We start from the raw sequence: 17,857 nt of genomic DNA, 5'->3' as shown, positions 1-17,857 counted from the left end.
AGTACCCCTTTTATGATAGAATTCTTATGGATTATTCAGCTTAAATAATTTTATAATTGGAGACGTAGCCTAATTGGCTAAGGCGTCGGTCTTGAAAACCGATGGGGTTACACCCCGTGTGGGTTCGAGTCCCACCGTCTCCGCCATATTATTTAAAAAACCGCCTTTATGGCGGTTTGTTTTTTATATCTTTCCAAATCTGTCGAATGGATATATTCTCAAAAACGTTGTTCCTATAACATTTTCTATTGGCACAAAACCAAAAAATCTACTATCTTGACTTTCTAATGTATTATCTCCCATGAAGAAATAATAACCTTCAGGAACTTTTATATTCACAAGTCCGTCTTCATCTTTGTATATTAAAGAATTTAAGTTCAATCTAGATAGTTCGTTTTCATAAAAATCTGTAAATAAAAGGGTGTCTCGCATCTGTTTATACCATTCAATAGTCGGTTTAGCTGGAATTAATCTACCTGTGAAGTTATCTTTGTACATAAAAAAAAGATCGGAGGTTACTATCTCGTAGCTATATCTTTCTGGATAGGCTATGTAATCATAAAATTTTGGGTCCTCAAAGATAGCATCTCGCAAGTAGTATATATTTTCAAACCCAGGAAATATTTCCCCATTTATCTCTAATCTTGAAACCTTATTTTTTATTTGTGAAGGAATGTAATCTACTGTTTCATAATATTCGATAATGAATTCTAACCATTCAGGAAAATCAGAAATATTTCCACTTTTTAGATCTTGCCAAAATACATCTTCAACAGGCACTAACCTTATTGTATCACCAGGTTTACCAACTAACCTTTTTACATATTTTACATGTCCATCAAATTCAGACGGTGCAAAGAAATCCATAAATCTGTCGAAAGCTCTTAATTGTTGTTGGGCGCGTATATCTACAAAAGGTGTCCAAAAAACAACGATAGAACCTCTTTGTGGTTCTGAAAATTCGTAAGTAACCTTTTCAACGAACAATCTATCATAAACTTGAATGGTGGGTACCATAGATGGTGTAGGAACCATCATCGTTTCAAATACAAATAATCTGATGATGGTTCCAAAAATTACAGCATATATAATTGCATATATCCAATCCAAAGTTTCATCTCTTATCTTTTTCTTAGTAGCCTCTTTCAAAAGGCTCAATCCTTTCTCTCTTTAATCCTTATCTTACCTTTTACATCTCTTAAATAGTATAATTTTGCTCTTCTTGCTTTACCTTTCCTCAAAACTTCTACACTGCTGATTGATGGTGAATGAAATGGAAATATTCTTTCCACTCCTACCCTATCTGCCCCTATTTTTCTAACGGTAAATGATTTACCTAATCCGGACCCTCTTATTTTTAAAACAATTCCTTCAAATGGTTGAATTCTTTCTCTTTTCCTTTCTCCTTCACCTTCTACAACTCTTACATTAACCCTGACCGTATCTCCTGGCCTAATTTCAGGAATTTCTTCTTTTTTATAATTTGTTTCTACAGCATTTATCAATTTATCCATTTTAAAAACCTCCCAAAATCAATTTATTTAATTTTTAATTTTCACCTATCAATCTATCTAATGTTATAGCTACAGCAGCTCTAACAGAAAGGTGGTTAAATTCTGAATTTGCTTTGATTGGTTCCAAATCATAATCAGATATTTCTCTAATCTCTTCCGGCATTCCCCATCCAGTACCAAATAGTATTAAGATTGGATCTTTACATGTTCTGATAATATCTTTTAACTTTTCATGAGTAACAACATTTTTTCTTGCCTTAGCTGATGTAAAGACTATTTTAGGTTTTTCTCCTTCGATTTCTTCTATTCTTTCAATAACGTCTTCCAAATAATGCTCCATTTCAAATATTTCTAGCGCTTGCTTTCTGTTTGGGTTAAATTCTCCGCCATGGCCATAGACCCAATAATCAATAACTCTTTCAACTATTTTTCTTTGTGCAGGCAAATTACTTACTAAGAAATATTTTTTAATATTGTATGTTTTACAACTTCTTGATATATCATGAACATCAAAATTTGTAACAGCTGTTGATACTATTGTCCCGTCTTTTTTGAGTATAGGATAATGTATCAGGGCCACATAAACTTTATCAAGCATTTCAAGACCTCTCAAAGTATTTTGTGTTTTTGTTGATCATTTCTTTAATAATTTCTACTAATAATTCTTTTTCTTCGAAATCAAGCTCTTTTTTTATAAAAAGATCTGGCCTCTTTATTATCGTTTTAAGCAAACTATCTTTTTTCCTATAAGATTCAATTTTTCCGTGATCCCCACTTAAAAGAACGTCTGGAACCTTCATACCTTTGAAATCTGCGGGTTTAGTATAATGTGAATGATCTAAAAGTCCATTAAAAAAAGAATCATTCTCAACACTTTCTTTTTTTCCAACAACTCCTGGAATGAACCTAAGTAGGGAGTCAATCATAACCATTGTGGGAATTTCTCCACCAGTTAGAACATAATCACCAATTGAAATCTCTATATCTATAATATTTTTGACTCTTTCATCTATTCCTTCATATCTTCCACAAAAAAATATCAATTCTTCTTTTTGCGATAACTCGAAAGCTATATCGTTATTAAAAATACTTCCTTGAGGGGAAGGTAATACTACATAAGGTTTATGGCCTTTCAAAGAAAGATACTCATCATAAAATCTATAAAAGGGTTCAGCTAACATAACCATGCCGTTATTTCCACCATAACCGGGCTTATCCGTTACTTTATGTTTGTCTCTTGTATAATCTCTTATGTTTACTAAGTCTATATTTACCAGATTTTTATCTAAAGCTCTTTTTATAACCCCATATTTTTTTATAATATCAAACATATCTGGAAAAATGGAAAGAACTTTTATTTCAATCGGCATCTTCTTTTCCTTCATTGTACCAATCCATCTTTTTTGTTATGATCGTCTTTTCATTTTTTTTCAAATCAACTATGTAATAATCCGTCATAGGTATTAGTGTTTCTTTTGTTTCTCCGTTTGGTTCTTCTTTGACAACTGAAATAACATCATTTGCTCCAGTTTCTATGATTTCTTGAACTTGTCCTATATATTCTCCATCTTCATAATAAACTTTTGACTCTAAAATTTCAAACCAATAATATTCATCTTCTTCAAGATATGGAAGATTTTTCATATCTGTGTAAATTTCGTATCCCATCATCTTTTTTGCTTCATCAATATTTGTGACACCTTGTAGAGCTAACACATAAAATCTATTTAAATCCTTTACTTTCAAAACTTTACTAAAGAAGAAGCTTTTATTAGAGGGATTAAATAATATAACATGATCTAATTCTCTAATTAAGGATTTTAAATTAGTGAAAGGTAATATCTTGACTTCGCCTTTCACACCGTGACTGTTTACGATCTTACCCACAGATATCTTGTTGTCCAAAAGATTTTTTAAACTATTCAAATTACTCACCTAATTACTCTTAAAATAAATTTCCTTTCGGAATCTTTTTTTGCTGCGTTTAATAGTATGTTTATAGATTTTATTGTTCTTCCATCTTTTCCTATTATTTGCCCAACATCTTCTGGATTAACGAATATTTCAAAAATTATAGTACCCTCTTCTTCAATCTCATTTATTTTTACATCTTCTGGATGCTTAACTATTTTGTTTATTATTTCTGATATTAAGTGCTTCATTCAACGGTTTCTCCTTCATTTTCTAGGGATACTTCGGTTTTATTCAATTTCTTTTCTTTTGTTGATTTATATTTAATCTCATCAAACCTTTTCATAACCCCCATCTTCCTTAAGATTCTTCTTGCTGTATCTGTTGGCTGAGCACCTTTTAAAAGCCAATCTAAAGCTTTATCTTCGTCAACTTTGTATTGATTTGATTCGTTTAAGGGGTCATAATATCCAATGGACTCTATATACTTTCCACTTCTTTTATTCCTAGAATCAACTATAACTATACGATAAAATGGTTGATGTCTCCTACCCATCCTGTTCAATCTAATTTTTACCATTGATACACCTCCACATTTATTTTAAAAAATAATATTTGCTTTAAAAAGGTAGATTTTTCATCAATTTTTTCCCTTTAAATTTCCTCATTTGTTTCATTGTTTTTTTTAGCTGATCGTATGATTTTAATAACCTATTGATATCTTGAAGTGTTGTTCCACTTCCTTTCGCTATTCTCTGTTTCCTAGAATATGTGAGAATACGTGGACTTTTTCTCTCTTTTAAAGTCATAGAATTGATTATGGCCTCAAACTTTCTTAATTCATTTTCTCCTTTGCTAACATCAACTTGACCTTTGGGAACACCGGGTACCATCTCTAATAAATTACTTAAAGGACCCATTTTTTTTATTTGTCTAATTTGCTCTAAAAAATCCATTAAATCAAATTTTCCCTCCAAAAACCTCTCTGCATCTTCTTCTGCTTTCTTTTTATCTATATCTTTTTCAACCTTTTCGATAAAGGAGAGCACATCCCCCATTCCTAATATTCTTCCCACGTATCTATCAGGAAAAAACTCTTCTAAATCTTCTATCTTTTCTCCAATTCCCACCATTTTCACAGGTTTCCCTGTTATATACCTTATAGAAATAATCACACCGCCACGGGAGTCACCATCTAATTTTGTTACGATGAATCCTGATAAATCTAGTCTATCATTGAAATCTTTAGCAGAGTTAACAGCATCTTGCCCTACCATAGAATCTACTACCATCAGTATTTCATCAGGACTTATTATTTCCTTTATCTTTTCAAGCTCTTCCATCATCTTTTCATCTATATGCAATCTTCCAGCCGTATCGACAATAACTATATCGTGTAAAAGTTTTTCAGCGTATTTTTTGCTTTCTTCAACAATTTTAACAGCATTATACTTATCGCCTGTAAAAACAGGTATTCCAATATCTTCTCCTAATTGAATTAATTGATCTATCGCTGCAGGACGGTAAGTATCTGCTGCAACAAGTAATGGATTCTTGCCTTTCTTTTTGTAGAAATTAGCTAATTTAGCGGCTGTTGTTGTTTTTCCACTTCCTTGTAACCCCGTTAACATTATAAAACCTGGGTTTCGAGATACCGTAATTTTGTTATTCTCTTTTCCACCCATTAATTCAATCAGATCGTCTCTAACTATTCTTATAAACTCTTGATCGGGAGTTAAACTTTCCAATACTTTTTCTCCCAGAGCTTCTTCTTTAACTTTATCTATCAATTCTTTTACCACTTTATAATGAACATCAGCTTCTAAAAGAGAAAGCTTTACTTCTCTCATAGCATCTTTTATATTCTTTTCGGTTAATTTCCCTTTTCCTGATAAACTCTTAAAAACTCCCGAGAGTTTTTTTTGTAAACTGTCAAACACCATTGATCACCTCATAAGTGGTGAATTATTAGGAATTTTCTTTTTATTTTTAATGCCAAAACAAATCCTTTCTTAGTATACTATAAAAAAAAAGATATTTGGTAAAAAGTATGAAAAAAGTAAAAGTTCTGCTATAATTTAAGGTTACTATTATGTTAATATTTTTATAATATAAAAATACTTATCTTTTTTTCAACCGATAGGTTGTTTTTCTTTATTAATAAGCATACCAAAACAATGTTAACAAATCAATTCACTTTAATTTAAAGAAAAATACTCTTGAAGTATTTATTTTTTTGTGCTATAATTACATAGCGATACGCCTGTAGCTCAATTGGTAGAGCGGCGGTCTCCAAAACCGCAGGCTGGGGGTTCAAGTCCCTCCGGGCGTGCCATAACTTCTATCCTTTTGCCTCCTCAAAAATTAAATTCATGAAAGCAAAATAAAAACTGGCTAATTACCAGTTTTTATTTTATCTGTTTATTACTAAAATACTTCCCTGAATTCTTTTAAAACTGCTTTAATTATCTTCCCTTTCCCCATTGTAAAAAGATGTATTCCTGGTACCCCTAATTCTAATAATTTTGCTATTAAATCGACGGTATGTTTAACCCCTACACTGAATTCGTCTTGAGCAGTAACTGCATTATCAAAATCTTCAACCATGTTTTTCGGTATATTTACATGAAAATTTTGTGGAATATTATACAACGATTTCTTACTAGCTACTGGTTTTATGCCTGGAATTATTGGTACTTCTATTCCAAAATTTCTTACCTTTTGAACAAAATTTAAATAATATTCTACATCAAAAAACATTTGAGTTATAATAAACTCTGCGCCCATATCAACTTTTAATTTTAAATATTCAAGGTCTTTTTCAAAGTTTGGTGATTCAAAATGTTTTTCAGGATATCCTGCAACTCCAATGCAAAAATTAGTAGGATTATGTTCTTTTGTTGGAGTTGTATATATACCCTTATTCATGTCTGATATCTGTTTTACCAATTGATAAGCATGATCGTATTCTCCGTCTTCTCTCCATGTGTATTTCTTTTTATCTCCTCTTAATACAAGGACATTATCTATCTTCAGATAATTTAGATCGACCAATATTTCCTCTAATTGATATTTGTTAATTCCTGTACATATTAGATGGGGTACAACTTCTATATTATACCTATGTTTTATAGATGCACTTATTCCAACTGTGCCAGGCCTTTTCTTTTTGATTATTTTCACTATTTTATCGTTTTCTTCCAAATATTCGATCTCATCCGCATGTTTTGTTACATTAATAAATTTCGGTGAAAATTCAATCAAATTGTCAATTGCTTTAAATATTGAATCAATGCTCTCACCAACCTGAGGAGGAATGATTTCAAATGATAAAATAGGTTTTTCAGATTGACATATAAAATCAATTATTTTCAAATTTTATCACCCCGGAAATAAAGATAACAACTATTTAGTCACAATTTTACCAAATTTTTGGTAAATTTCAAAAAGAAAAAGGGGATGTAAAATCCCCTTATAATTTGTGGATATATCTAATAATTTACACTTTTTCCTCTTTTGTACGTTACTGCAGCCTGAGCAGCAGCTAACCGTGCAACAGGAACTCTATATGGAGAACAGCTGACATAATCTAATCCAACTAAATGAGCAAACTCTATGGAGTAAGGATCTCCTCCATGTTCTCCACAAATCCCAACTTTTAATTGTGGATTAACTGATCTCCCTCCATCAAGGGCGAGCTTTATTAACCTTCCTACCCCTTCTCTATCTATTTGTTGGAATGGATCCTTTTCATAAACTCCTTTTTCTATATAATCACCTACAAATTTCCCATAATCATCTCTTGAGAAACCTAAACCAAGCTGAGTAAGATCATTTGTACCAAAACTAAAGAAATCTGCTTCAGCACCTATTTGATCTGCTACAACACATGCTCTAGGAACTTCTATCATTGTACCAATTTTGTATTCTAAATCTACTCCATTTTCTTTTATTAATTCATCAGCTATTTCTTTTATTGAATCTTTAAGTATTGTGAGTTCTTTTACATTTCCAACCAACGGAATCATAATTTCTGGTTTAACTTTTTTACCTTCTTTAATCATATCAATAGCTGCTAAAATTATCGCTTTTGTCTGCATTTCAGCAATTTCAGGATAGGTAATAGCTAACCTAACACCTCTATGACCCATCATTGGGTTGAACTCTTCTAAATCTTTAACGGTTTGCCTCAGCTCATCTTCACTTACACCTAATGTTTTTACAACCTCTTTAATTTGTTCATCAGTTTCAGGAACAAATTCGTGAAGTGGTGGATCTAAAAGCCTTATCGTAACAGAGAAGCCTTCCATTTCTTCAAATAATCCTTTGAAATCCGATCTTTGGAAAGGCAATAATTCTTCTAACGCGGCTCTTCGTTGCTCTTCAGTTTTAGAAACAATCATTCTTCTCATCTTGGTTATTCTTTCAGGACCAAAGAACATATGTTCTGTTCTACATAACCCTATACCTTGTGCTCCAAATTCTCTTGCTACCTTCGCATCTCTTGGAATATCTGCATTTGCTCTCACACCTAAATCTGACACTTCGTCAGCATATTCAAGCAGCGTAGAAATATCTCCAGCTAATCCTTCAGGTCTTACTGTCTTAACCTTTCCAGCATAAACTTTACCTTCATTACCGTCAATGGAGATCCAATCTCCTTCTTTTAATTCAACTCCATTGGATCTTATTACTTTATTTTTCAGGTCAATAACGATATCTTCTGCTCCTACAACAGCGGTTTTCCCCATACCTCTAGCTACAACTGCGGCATGAGAAGTCATTCCGCCACGGGATGTCAATATACCTTCAGCAACGTTCATACCACCAACATCTTCTGGCGAGGTTTCTGGCCTTGCTAATATTACTTTTTCACCATTTTTTGCTTCACTTTCTGCATCATCGGCACTAAAAACTATTTTCCCTGTTGCCGCGCCAGGAGAAGCCGGTAACCCCTTTCCAATGTATTGAGCTTTCTTCAATTCTTCTGCATCAAATAAAGGATGTAACAATTTTTCTATATCGCTTGGTTTAACTCTCATTACAGCTTCTTTTTTATCAATTAATCCTTCTTTTTCCATATCTACCGCTATCTTTACGGCCGCCGCCGCTGTTCTTTTCCCGCTCCTTGTCTGTAATAAGAACAACTGGCCTCTTTCTACGGTGAATTCAACATCTTGCATGTCCCTAAAGTGTTTTTCTAATTTATCCATCAATTCCAACAATTGGTTATATACCTTAGGGTTGATATTTCTCAACTCATCTAAACTTTTTGGAGTTCTTATACCTGCAACAACGTCTTCACCTTGTGCGTTGGTAAGAAATTCTCCGTAGAATTTCTTTTCTCCAGTATTTGGGTCACGTGTGAAAGCAACACCTGTTCCACTGTCTTCTCCCATATTTCCAAATACCATTGCAACTACGTTTACAGCAGTACCAAGCAAACCTTCTTTGTCCATTTCATTAATTTGCCTATATTTTATAGCTCTAGGATTATTCCAGCTACCAAAAACGGCTTCTATAGAAATCCATAATTGTTCCATGGGATCTTGGGGGAATTCTTTCCCCTCTTCTTTATATAATTTTTTATATAACTCTACAACCTTTTTGAAGTCATCAGCATCTAATTCTATATCTTGCTTTACACCTTTTTCGCTCTTTACTTCAGCTAAGGCTTCTTCGAATTTTTCGTGCGGAATACCAAGTGCAACGTCCCCAAACATCTGAATGAATCTCCTGTAGGAATCCCACGCAAATCTTTCATTGTTAGTTAACTTTGCCATACCTTCAACAGATACATCATTAAGACCTAAGTTTAATATGGTATCCATCATACCAGGCATAGATATTGCAGCCCCAGATCTAACAGAAACTAGTAAAGGGTTATTTTTGTCACCAAATTTCTTTCCTGACACATTTTCTAATTCTTTAATTGCTTCTTCTACTGCTGGTTTAAGATCTTCAGGAAAGTTTTTGTCATGTTCCCAATAATACTTACATACTTCCGTAGAAATAGTAAAACCTGGAGGAACTGGTAAACCAAGCGAAGCCATTTCAGCTAAGTTGGCGCCTTTTCCACCCAATAAGTTTTTCATTTTAGAGTTACCTTCTACTCTATTCTTGTTCCATACATAAACATATTTTTTTGCCATTTTTTCCCCTCCTAAACTAATTTAATTTTGCTATTAAATATAAATTTCTTAATAAAATCAAAAAAGCACTTTTTATATTATATTTTAAAAACTTTTTTTCTTTTTCTCATTTCAGTAAAATTTAATAAACAATTTTAAAGCGGAACTACACCGCTTCTTCCCTCACTAATTTATAAGTAGGTTCTATTTTTGAATCATTTACTAATAGATAGGAAATTAATTTCTTTTTAATAAACTCATTGTTGTCGATTCCATAATTTCTATTTACCATAAACTTCCATGTACCAGTGTTTACATAATATTTTTTTGATCCATTGTTTGATATAATGTTAAAAGAGGCTCTATGATTGTGTCCCATTATTATTGTTTTTATTTCGCCTTCAGCAAAAGAAAGATCATGATCGGTGTAACCCAAGAGATACCTTTCAGGAATATAAAATTCTTCATTTAAAAGTTTTTCTGACTTCATTAATAAAGAGTTAGAATTACGAACGCTTCTAAAAAACATCCCCACTCTTACTATGCCTTCGCCTAACTTTAAACCTCCAATATTGTTGACAAATATATTAGAAAGCACATTTACACCAGGAAAGTTAGACTTCAGCCATTTTTTCACCTGAGGTGTCTTAATTAATTTAGTGAAATTCTCTATCCAATTGTTTTTTAAATTATATTTTATTCCATATTTCTCTTTAATATTTTCAAGCCACTTAAAAACATCCAACTGGGGATAAATATTTTGATAATCAGAAAAGAGTTCAGAGGGTAAGATTTCGCTTGCTACCTTACCAAAGTAAAAATTCATATACTTATTCATATAATCTGAAAAGGGAGGAAGAAGATTTCCTTCCTCGTCTTTGCTCAATCTATTGACGATATCAAACTGATTGCCATGTATAGCAAATAACTTAATCTTAGGATCATAATAATAGGGTAAAATTTCACAATTATGAAAATATTCTTTTATTTTTTCTTTTAATTTACTATTTAAAAGTATATAGTAATCGTGGTTTCCCACTATGTAATACATTTTATTTTTCTTTGAGAAGTTTTGGAATCTCTCTAAAAGTTTTTTATGACTTCTAAAAATTTCATCTATAAGAGAAAGATCAAAACTATCAGCATACTCATTAGCGGTATCCATTAACTGACCATCATTTACTAAATTTGTTAATTCTAAAAAATCGCCAACTATAAAAAGTTCTGATCTTTCTTCTTCTAATTCATCCAGCAACTTAATCATTTGTTCATCATAAATAAAATCGTCTGCTTCATTACCAAGGCCAATATGTAAATCGCTTAGAAAAACTTTCATTAAAAATCCTCCAGATTAACACGATAATCTCTACTTGAAAAAAACTAAACTTTATTTTTTAGACAATAACTAACGCAGATAATTATATCATAATTAATAATCATTAAAACAGAATTTTTACGTAATCATCTTTAAAAATTTTCCTTCTAAAATGGCAGTAAGGTTTTTTACCTGTCTTTTCATAGTAATGTTGATGATAATCTTCTGCATTATAAAACTCTGTTGCTTTTGTTATTTTTGTAACTACCTTCAAATTCCTATCCAAAAGCTCTTTCTTTACTTTATCAGCAATCCTTTTTTGTTCTTCATCAAGATAAAATATTTCACTTCTATACTGTTCCCCAATATCTGGCCCTTGACCGTTTTCTTGTGTGAAATCATGTATTTCAAAAAAATATCTTACCAATGTTTCATAATTAACCTTATTTGGATCATAAACTACCAGAACCGCTTCTGCATGACCAGTATTTCCGCTGCAAACTTGTTCATAGCTCGGATTTTCTACAGTCCCTCCAGTGTAACCGCTTGTTACACTTATCACTCCTTCAACCTTTTTAAACAAATGTTCCACACCCCAAAAACAACCAGCAGCAAAAATCGCTTTTTCAGTCATTATTTAATCACCTCTTCTTTTGTTACTTTTAGGATTCACAAATATAAGTCATTGCTAAAAGAGCTTCAAAGATTACTTTGTAATCAGTATTTGTAATTCTTACTCTTCTTCCGTCTAGTCTTTCAACTAACGGCATAGATTCGACCATGTCTGCTTTTGAAGTATCGGAAAACTCTATTTTCATCTCAACAGGAGAATTAAATTTAAAAACATCAAATTGCTCTTTCCCTTTACTCAGCATATTTTCAGTTGTGTTTTTTATTTCTTCTAATAAAAGTTTCATAGGTTTATGTTCTGCAGAATATTTACCTAAAGATCTTTTAGTTTCAACATAATAAAGATTTTTAAAATAAGGCTTTATCTGTTTTTTTAACTTGTCATCTCCTACAACTAAGGTTAAAGGAACATCAAATATTCCTGCATATGCGGCATTTATCAAAGTTTCATTCATTTCAATATTATTGATCCAAATATTATGAATAGAAGAACTTGAATAAGTATGATCCATCGTAGAATACCTTTCCCCTACACCGGAATGATATCCAAAAAATATTGCTCTATCAAAAGATTCATCTATCCCATTCATCATATAATACTTTCTAATTCCACCACTAATCAATTTTATATTAGAAAAATCATCAGTTAATGTCCAAGGGATGTTATCGCCTTCAGCATGTGAATCAGATAAAGTTACTTCATGATTTTTTAATGGTTCCAAAAGTGCTCTTAATTGCCTGATGGCATAATCTTGTTTGTATTCTTTATCTTTTTTGGTGACATCACTCCATTGAGTTATACCCCCCAGTCCTTCAAAGTCGAAAGAAATATAGACTTTTATAGAAATCACCTCATTTTTTTCTTTTTTTTAATAAATATTATAACAGAAGCTTTAGATATTTTTAGAAAAGATTTTGAAGTATTTCTAAAAAACTGGATTAATATCTTTCACGGAATCTCTTATTATTAACTCTGTTGGAAGAATCATCCGCCTTTTTACCCTACTTTCCCTTTTCCTTTCTAGCTTTTCTATCAATAATTTTGCTGCATTCAAACCCATTTCATAAGTTGGTTGCCTAACAGTAGTCAAAGATGGATGAAGATATTTGGCGAAAGTTGCATCATCAAAACCAATAATGGAAACATCGTTGGGATAATCTATTCCTTTTTCTTTCATAGCCTTGATTCCACTTAAAGCGACCCAGTCATTAGAAAAGGCAATAGCAGTAAAAGTTTTCCCATAAGTATCAAGATGTTTCTTCACAGCATTATACCCTTCTTCAGGATCAAACCCTGCAGAAACGAATGTGACTTCTAGATCTTTATTTTTTATTGAAAAATCTTCAAAAGCTTTTTTTCTTTCTCTTGCCGAATATACTTCCATGAGCCCTTGAACATATAGAATTTTTCTATGACCCATTTTATAAAGATATTTTACAACTTCAAAAGAAGCAGAGTAATTATCTATTGTAACAATATCAATTTTTAGATCAGAATTTTCTCTATCTATAGCGACTATAGGTATTCCGGCTTCTAGAAACTTTTCTAAACATTCTTCATCATCATAAGTAGTACATAAGATAACTCCATCAACTTTTCTTGCAAAAAATTCCTCTAAAGCCTGCTTTTCCTTGTTTAAGGAATGCCTGTAAGTCGAAAGAAACATTTCATAATTGTTTCGTAACAAGGCTTCTTCGATTCCTTCGGCTATCATTCCATAATAATCAGCTTTTAAATCTGGAACTAATACTCCAACTGCTCTAAATAAACTTCCTTTTATACTCTCGCTTCTTCTATATTCCATTTCTTTTATTACTCTTAAAATTTTGTTCCTTGTTTCTTCTGTAACTTTATCACTTCCGTTAAGAACTCGTGAAACTGTTGCAATAGAAAAACCAGAAGCCTTTGCAATATCTCTAATAGTTGTCATATCTCTCCCCTCAAACAACGTTAATAATTTTCCAAAGTTAGCTTTCCTTCAATTATTTCTATTAAAATATCATCAGGATCTTTGAAGAAAGCAATTCTAACCCCGCCTTCTGCATTCGTAGGTTCCATAGTGAATTCTATCCCTTTTTCTTTTAAATAATTAAAAGTCTTATCTACACTTTCTACTTTAAAAGCAAAATGTTTTATTCCAATATCTTTTTCTTTTAAAGAAAAAGTATTTTCCCCTTTTTCTGTAAAATAGAATAATTCTAAAACTTTGTCTCCCATATCTATATAAACTATGATGAAATTACCATTATCCTGAACTAATTTCCCTAAAACTTTAAAACCAAGAATATCTCTGTAAAATTTTATAGATCTTTCTAGATCTGAAACGGTAATTGCCAAATGATCAAAATTAAAATTCATGTCATTCATCTCCTCAAATAAAATCATATGCGCTTTTTATACTTATTTCTCCCACAACGTTTTTCAAAATTCTTGAATTATTTGGAAAAAGTGCAAAAAAGTTGTCTTCCGTAAAATTTTCTCCATCAACTCTAATATTAACTCCTAGAGCTGGTTTTTTACATTCAAGTATTAGACTGTCTCCATCTTTTTTGTAGAATATTTCAGGATCATTTAATCTATTTATTCTAAGATCTGCAAACAGTTCGTGGTTTTCAATTATAGTTTTTCCATTTTGTTTTATCCTTAGAAAGGCGATTGTATTATTTATCTCGAAATCTTTTGCACATATATTGTCAATAGTAATTACTGTATCTTCAGAAATATACAGTTCTGCATAACTCTTCTTGTCTATTAAATTTCCATCAAGAGACCAAAGTTGAAATTCTAAATCAGCTTTCAAGGAATTTCCATCGTTAATTATTGAAACAACAATTTTATCATCTTTGATTTTTGCGATAGGTAATACGGGGTTATAAAACCTCTTGGTGTAGAAATATAGCCCTTTTGGTCTTTTAAAATAATCTATCGAAGCCCAACTAAAAACAGGCCAAGAATCGTTAATTTGCCAATAAAGAGTTCCAGCTGTTTTGTATTTTCTACTTCTCCAATGCTCAACACCAGTTTTAATAGCTTCAGCTTGATTTAACTGGGTGAGATATATTATAGAGTCAAAGTTATTAACTAAACCATAATGATTATTTATGAATTTTAAAAGTCTTTCAGGTCCTTCTACCTGTTTGTTGTGATTTAACATGACCTTAGAAAATATATCCATTTCTTTGGCTAATGCAAAATAATCTATAGTTTGAGGATCTGGTGCAGCTTGAAATCCAAATTCACTCACAAATTTAGATGTATCTTTTGGGTAATGTTTAAAATCTTGCCAACCGGACCATATTTCCCAAACATGTCTATCTCCTGCTTGATTAGAGTTTGCCTTAATTCCTCCATACGGACTTGATGGCCAATATAATCTTGAAGGATCTTCATCGCTACATATTTTTGGGAAATCTTCTAAATACAATCTATTACCTAAATTTTTTCCATCAACTTTTATCTTATAATCCCATTCTTCAAAGCCCCAGTTATTTTCATTATTACCACACCAAAGTACTATACTTGGATGATGTCTCAATTTTATTACATTCTGTTTTACTTCTTCATTAGCTAATTTCCTAAACCATTCAATATGGTCAGGATATTCCGCACACGCAAACATAAAATCTTGCCAAACTAAAATACCGACTTCATTACATATATTATAAAAAGTAGGATCTTCGTAGAGTCCCCCACCCCAAACTCGTAGCATATTCATATTGGCATCTTTCGCCATTTGTATTAGTTTTTCATAATCGCTGCCTTTAAGCCAACTTAAAATATTTTCAGCAGGTATCCAATTAGCTCCCTTAGCAAAGATCTTTTTTCCGTTTATTTCAAATATAAAACTTTCTCCTTCTCCATCATTTTCTCTTATAACCCTTACTATTCTAAATCCTATTTTCTTCTCTTCTGAATAAATTTCTTCGTTATTTCTCTTAAGTTTGAATCCGACTTTGTAAAGATAGCTTTCTCCTAAATCATGAGGATACCATAGCTTAATATCTTCTATAGTTTTTGTTTCCTTAAATTTAAATCCTTCATTACTTCTAAAAACTGGTAAAGAAAAAGTCAACGAATCATTTAAACTTACTTCAACATGATAATCTTCTAGCTTATCAGTATCGATATCAGCATAACCAGTAAAAGTAACTTTCCCATTTAAATCTTCTAAATATGCAGTAGAGCCAAATATTCTCCCGTCTTTATAACTATCTATATATATATTTCTATATATTCCACTTGTAGCTATTCTTGCTCCCCAATCCCAACCGTATGAATACTGCGCTTTTCTTATATACACTCTTGCTGTTTCTTCACCAGCATGAAGTTTCCCATAATTTTTTTCCAATCTTTTTGGAAAGTCGATAGGTGATAGTATTTCTACTTTTATAGAATTTTCTCCAACTTTTAGATATTTTTTTACATTAAATCTGTATTCAATGAACATATCTTCTGTTTTTCCTACATACTGATCATTTATATATATATTTGCTAGTGTGTCTACACCCTCTAAAACCAGATCATATCTTTTTCCTTGATCTATATCATCGATATTAAAACTTTTTTCATAGACCCAATCTTTCCATTCAAGCCTTTTAAAAAGTCCTTCATTTTTCCCTATATAAGGGTGAGGCATAAGTTTCAAATCCACAAGGTCGCCTTGAACTGTTCCTGGTACATTTCCTTCAAATTCAAACTCTTTTTCATTGTCATATACTTGCCATTTTCCATTTAAAGATATTTGCAATTTATTATTCCTCACTGGTTTTTTATGTTTTTTGTTTTTGAAATTTCATTTATTTTTTATTTTAACAATCAAATCTTAAAACTCTCAACTAATCCTTTTAACTCTGTTGATATTTCACTCAACTCTTTTGCTTCTTCGTTTACTTAATCACCCCTCATTTTAGTCTGATAAATTTGAATTAATATATTTATAAGTAAACCTCCAATTTTTTGCAAATTAAATATGGCACAAGTCGCTCTAAAGAGCGCCTCATGCCATGATTATTAGTTTTATCTTTCTTCATTTACCTTTTCTAGAATCTCTTTCAACATCTCTTCTGTGAACTCGCCTTTTCCAAAGTTAATTAGACCTCTTAAAGGCATATATTTCATCATTGCTAGTACCATGTCATTACTTTTGTGGTCATCTTCTGAGAACATTCCTCCAACTTTACTTAGTTTTTGAATAAGTTCATTCATTATTTGAACACCTACTGGATCTTCCATTAAATCTCCAACCGTTGAGTTTCTGTGAAATTTCTTTTTTATTTTAACCGTTGAGTTTACTTTTACTTTTTCTTTCAATACTATCTCTTTTGATGATTTCCCTATTAGTATTTCAAACTCTCCACTTTCTACATGCCAGTCTTTTATTTCTGGATTGTAATATGCAAATGCCCTTTTGTCTAAAGTGAACGTTACTATCTTTTCTTCGTTTGGTTCTAATTCTATTTTTTCAAATCCTTTTAACTCTTTTTCTGGTCTGTTTAATGTGCTTTCTACATCTTTTATGTATAACTGAACTATTTCTTTGCCTTTTACTTTCCCCGTATTTTTTACTTTCACTTTTACTTTTATTGTTTCTTGATCTGTTATTTCTTTTTTGTCAATGGTTATATCTGAGTATTCAAAGTTTGTATAACTTAATCCGTAACCAAACGGGAATAGTGGTTCTATTTCTTTTTTGTCGTAGTATCTGTATCCTACGAATACCCCTTCTTTGTATTCTACTTTGTTTCCTTCTCCTGGAAAGTTGAGGTGTGATGGGTTATGATTTAATTTTTTGGGAAATGTTTCTGCTAGTTTCCCACTTGGGTTTATTTCTCCAAATAGTACGTCTGCTACTGCTCCACCACCTGCTTGCCCCCCTAAGTAACTTTCTATTATCCCTTTTACTTTGTCTACCCAGGGCATTTCTACCGGTGATCCGTTGCTTAGTACTACTATAGTATTTGGTTGTACTTTGCTTACTTCTTCTATTAGTTTGTTGTGGTTTTCTGGCATTTTCATGTGTTCTCTGTCGTATCCTTCTGATTCGTATCTTTCTGGTAATCCTGCAAATATTACTGCTATTTCTGATTCTTTTGCAGCTTTTTTTGCTTTTTCTATTAGTTCGTTGTTTATTTCATCGTTGTCTGTGTTATACCCTTCTTCGTATAAAATCTTTGCTTTTCCTTGTACTATCTTTTTTATTTCTTCTAATGCGTTGTCTAATTTTGTTGGGTTAACGTGCGAACTTCCTCCACCTTGGTATCTTGGATTTTTCGCAAATCCTCCTATTACCGCTATGGTTCCTTCTTTTTTTATTGGTAGTACGTTATCTTTGTTTTTTAATAAGACTATACTTTCA

The 17,857-nt window shown here is 31.8% G+C and carries 17 protein-coding genes and 2 tRNA genes; 2 read left to right on the top strand and 17 right to left on the bottom strand.

The genetic code is table 11. The features are described 5' to 3' along the window. Positions 1-58 precede the first annotated feature (58 nt). Positions 59-146 (top strand) — tRNA-Ser (locus PW5551_RS01410). 37 nt (positions 147-183) lie between these two features. On the opposite strand, the gene lepB is transcribed toward PW5551_RS01410, so the two are convergent. The 8 genes from lepB to ffh are packed head-to-tail and all read right to left on the bottom strand — an operon-like array spanning position 184 to position 5,365. Continuing rightward, positions 184-1,149: a signal peptidase I gene (gene lepB / locus PW5551_RS10725; protein WP_113074060.1), complete on the bottom strand. Its 966-nt coding sequence runs from the start codon at positions 1,147-1,149 to the stop codon at positions 184-186. Between the two features lie 5 nt (positions 1,150-1,154). Then, positions 1,155-1,514 (bottom strand): 50S ribosomal protein L19, encoded by a 360-nt coding sequence (gene rplS, locus PW5551_RS01400; protein WP_113073815.1) that lies wholly within the window; start codon positions 1,512-1,514, stop codon positions 1,155-1,157. A 34-nt stretch (positions 1,515-1,548) separates the two neighbouring features. After that, entirely contained in the window at positions 1,549-2,112 is a 564-nt protein-coding gene (locus PW5551_RS01395) for an RNA methyltransferase (RefSeq protein WP_113073813.1), read from the bottom strand. A 1-nt stretch (position 2,113) separates the two neighbouring features. Beyond that, a complete protein-coding gene (gene trmD / locus PW5551_RS01390) occupies positions 2,114-2,878 on the bottom strand; it encodes a tRNA (guanosine(37)-N1)-methyltransferase TrmD (RefSeq protein ID WP_370445889.1) in 765 nt (254 codons plus the stop codon). Then, on the bottom strand, positions 2,874-3,440 hold the full coding sequence (gene rimM / locus PW5551_RS01385) for a ribosome maturation factor RimM (protein ID WP_233488393.1): 567 nt from the start codon (positions 3,438-3,440) through the stop codon (positions 2,874-2,876). The genes trmD and rimM overlap by 5 nt, the downstream gene beginning before the upstream one ends. A gap of 5 nt (positions 3,441-3,445) precedes the next feature. After that, positions 3,446-3,676 (bottom strand): KH domain-containing protein, encoded by a 231-nt coding sequence (locus PW5551_RS01380; protein ID WP_113073807.1) that lies wholly within the window; start codon positions 3,674-3,676, stop codon positions 3,446-3,448. Continuing rightward, entirely contained in the window at positions 3,673-4,005 is a 333-nt protein-coding gene (gene rpsP, locus PW5551_RS01375; protein WP_113073805.1) for a 30S ribosomal protein S16, read from the bottom strand. Before rpsP ends, PW5551_RS01380 begins: the two co-directional genes overlap by 4 nt. A gap of 40 nt (positions 4,006-4,045) precedes the next feature. Then, positions 4,046-5,365 (bottom strand): signal recognition particle protein, encoded by a 1,320-nt coding sequence (ffh, locus tag PW5551_RS01370; protein WP_113074058.1) that lies wholly within the window; start codon positions 5,363-5,365, stop codon positions 4,046-4,048. 319 nt (positions 5,366-5,684) lie between these two features. Here ffh and PW5551_RS01365 point away from each other — a divergent pair. After that, positions 5,685-5,760: transfer RNA gene (locus tag PW5551_RS01365), tRNA-Trp, on the top strand. Positions 5,761-5,852: 92 nt separating this feature from the next. Here the strand turns inward: PW5551_RS01365 and PW5551_RS01360 are convergent. The 9 genes from PW5551_RS01360 to PW5551_RS01320 form a co-directional block, all read right to left on the bottom strand. Beyond that, on the bottom strand, positions 5,853-6,800 hold the full coding sequence (locus PW5551_RS01360) for a methylenetetrahydrofolate reductase (protein ID WP_113073804.1): 948 nt from the start codon (positions 6,798-6,800) through the stop codon (positions 5,853-5,855). A gap of 116 nt (positions 6,801-6,916) precedes the next feature. Continuing rightward, complete coding sequence (gene ppdK / locus PW5551_RS01355) at positions 6,917-9,577, bottom strand: pyruvate, phosphate dikinase (RefSeq protein WP_113073802.1); 2,661 nt, start codon at positions 9,575-9,577, stop codon at positions 6,917-6,919. A 145-nt stretch (positions 9,578-9,722) separates the two neighbouring features. Further along, positions 9,723-10,892 (bottom strand): metallophosphoesterase, encoded by a 1,170-nt coding sequence (locus PW5551_RS01350; protein WP_113073800.1) that lies wholly within the window; start codon positions 10,890-10,892, stop codon positions 9,723-9,725. A gap of 103 nt (positions 10,893-10,995) precedes the next feature. Further along, positions 10,996-11,505, bottom strand: coding sequence for a peptide-methionine (S)-S-oxide reductase MsrA (msrA, locus tag PW5551_RS01345; RefSeq protein WP_113073798.1), 510 nt, complete (start codon positions 11,503-11,505; stop codon positions 10,996-10,998). A gap of 28 nt (positions 11,506-11,533) precedes the next feature. Then, entirely contained in the window at positions 11,534-12,352 is an 819-nt protein-coding gene (locus PW5551_RS01340) for a M55 family metallopeptidase (protein WP_199562145.1), read from the bottom strand. A gap of 75 nt (positions 12,353-12,427) precedes the next feature. Further along, on the bottom strand, positions 12,428-13,432 hold the full coding sequence (locus PW5551_RS01335; RefSeq protein ID WP_113073796.1) for a LacI family DNA-binding transcriptional regulator: 1,005 nt from the start codon (positions 13,430-13,432) through the stop codon (positions 12,428-12,430). A 20-nt stretch (positions 13,433-13,452) separates the two neighbouring features. After that, positions 13,453-13,860 carry a VOC family protein gene (locus tag PW5551_RS01330; protein WP_158526106.1) on the bottom strand — a complete coding sequence of 136 codons (408 nt, stop codon included), beginning with the start codon at positions 13,858-13,860 and terminating at the stop codon, positions 13,453-13,455. A 13-nt stretch (positions 13,861-13,873) separates the two neighbouring features. Further along, positions 13,874-16,249: a glycoside hydrolase family 2 protein gene (locus tag PW5551_RS01325; RefSeq protein WP_113073792.1), complete on the bottom strand. Its 2,376-nt coding sequence runs from the start codon at positions 16,247-16,249 to the stop codon at positions 13,874-13,876. 269 nt (positions 16,250-16,518) lie between these two features. Then, on the bottom strand, positions 16,519-17,857 hold a 1,339-nt coding region (locus PW5551_RS01320), incomplete at its 5' end, for a glycoside hydrolase family 3 C-terminal domain-containing protein (protein WP_199562143.1).

This window comes from Petrotoga sp. 9PW.55.5.1 (assembly GCF_003265365.1).
In the GTDB taxonomy this organism is placed as follows: domain Bacteria; phylum Thermotogota; class Thermotogae; order Petrotogales; family Petrotogaceae; genus Petrotoga.
The sequence above is the reverse complement of the archived record's forward strand: the minus strand, read 5'-3'. Positions and strand labels throughout refer to the sequence as shown.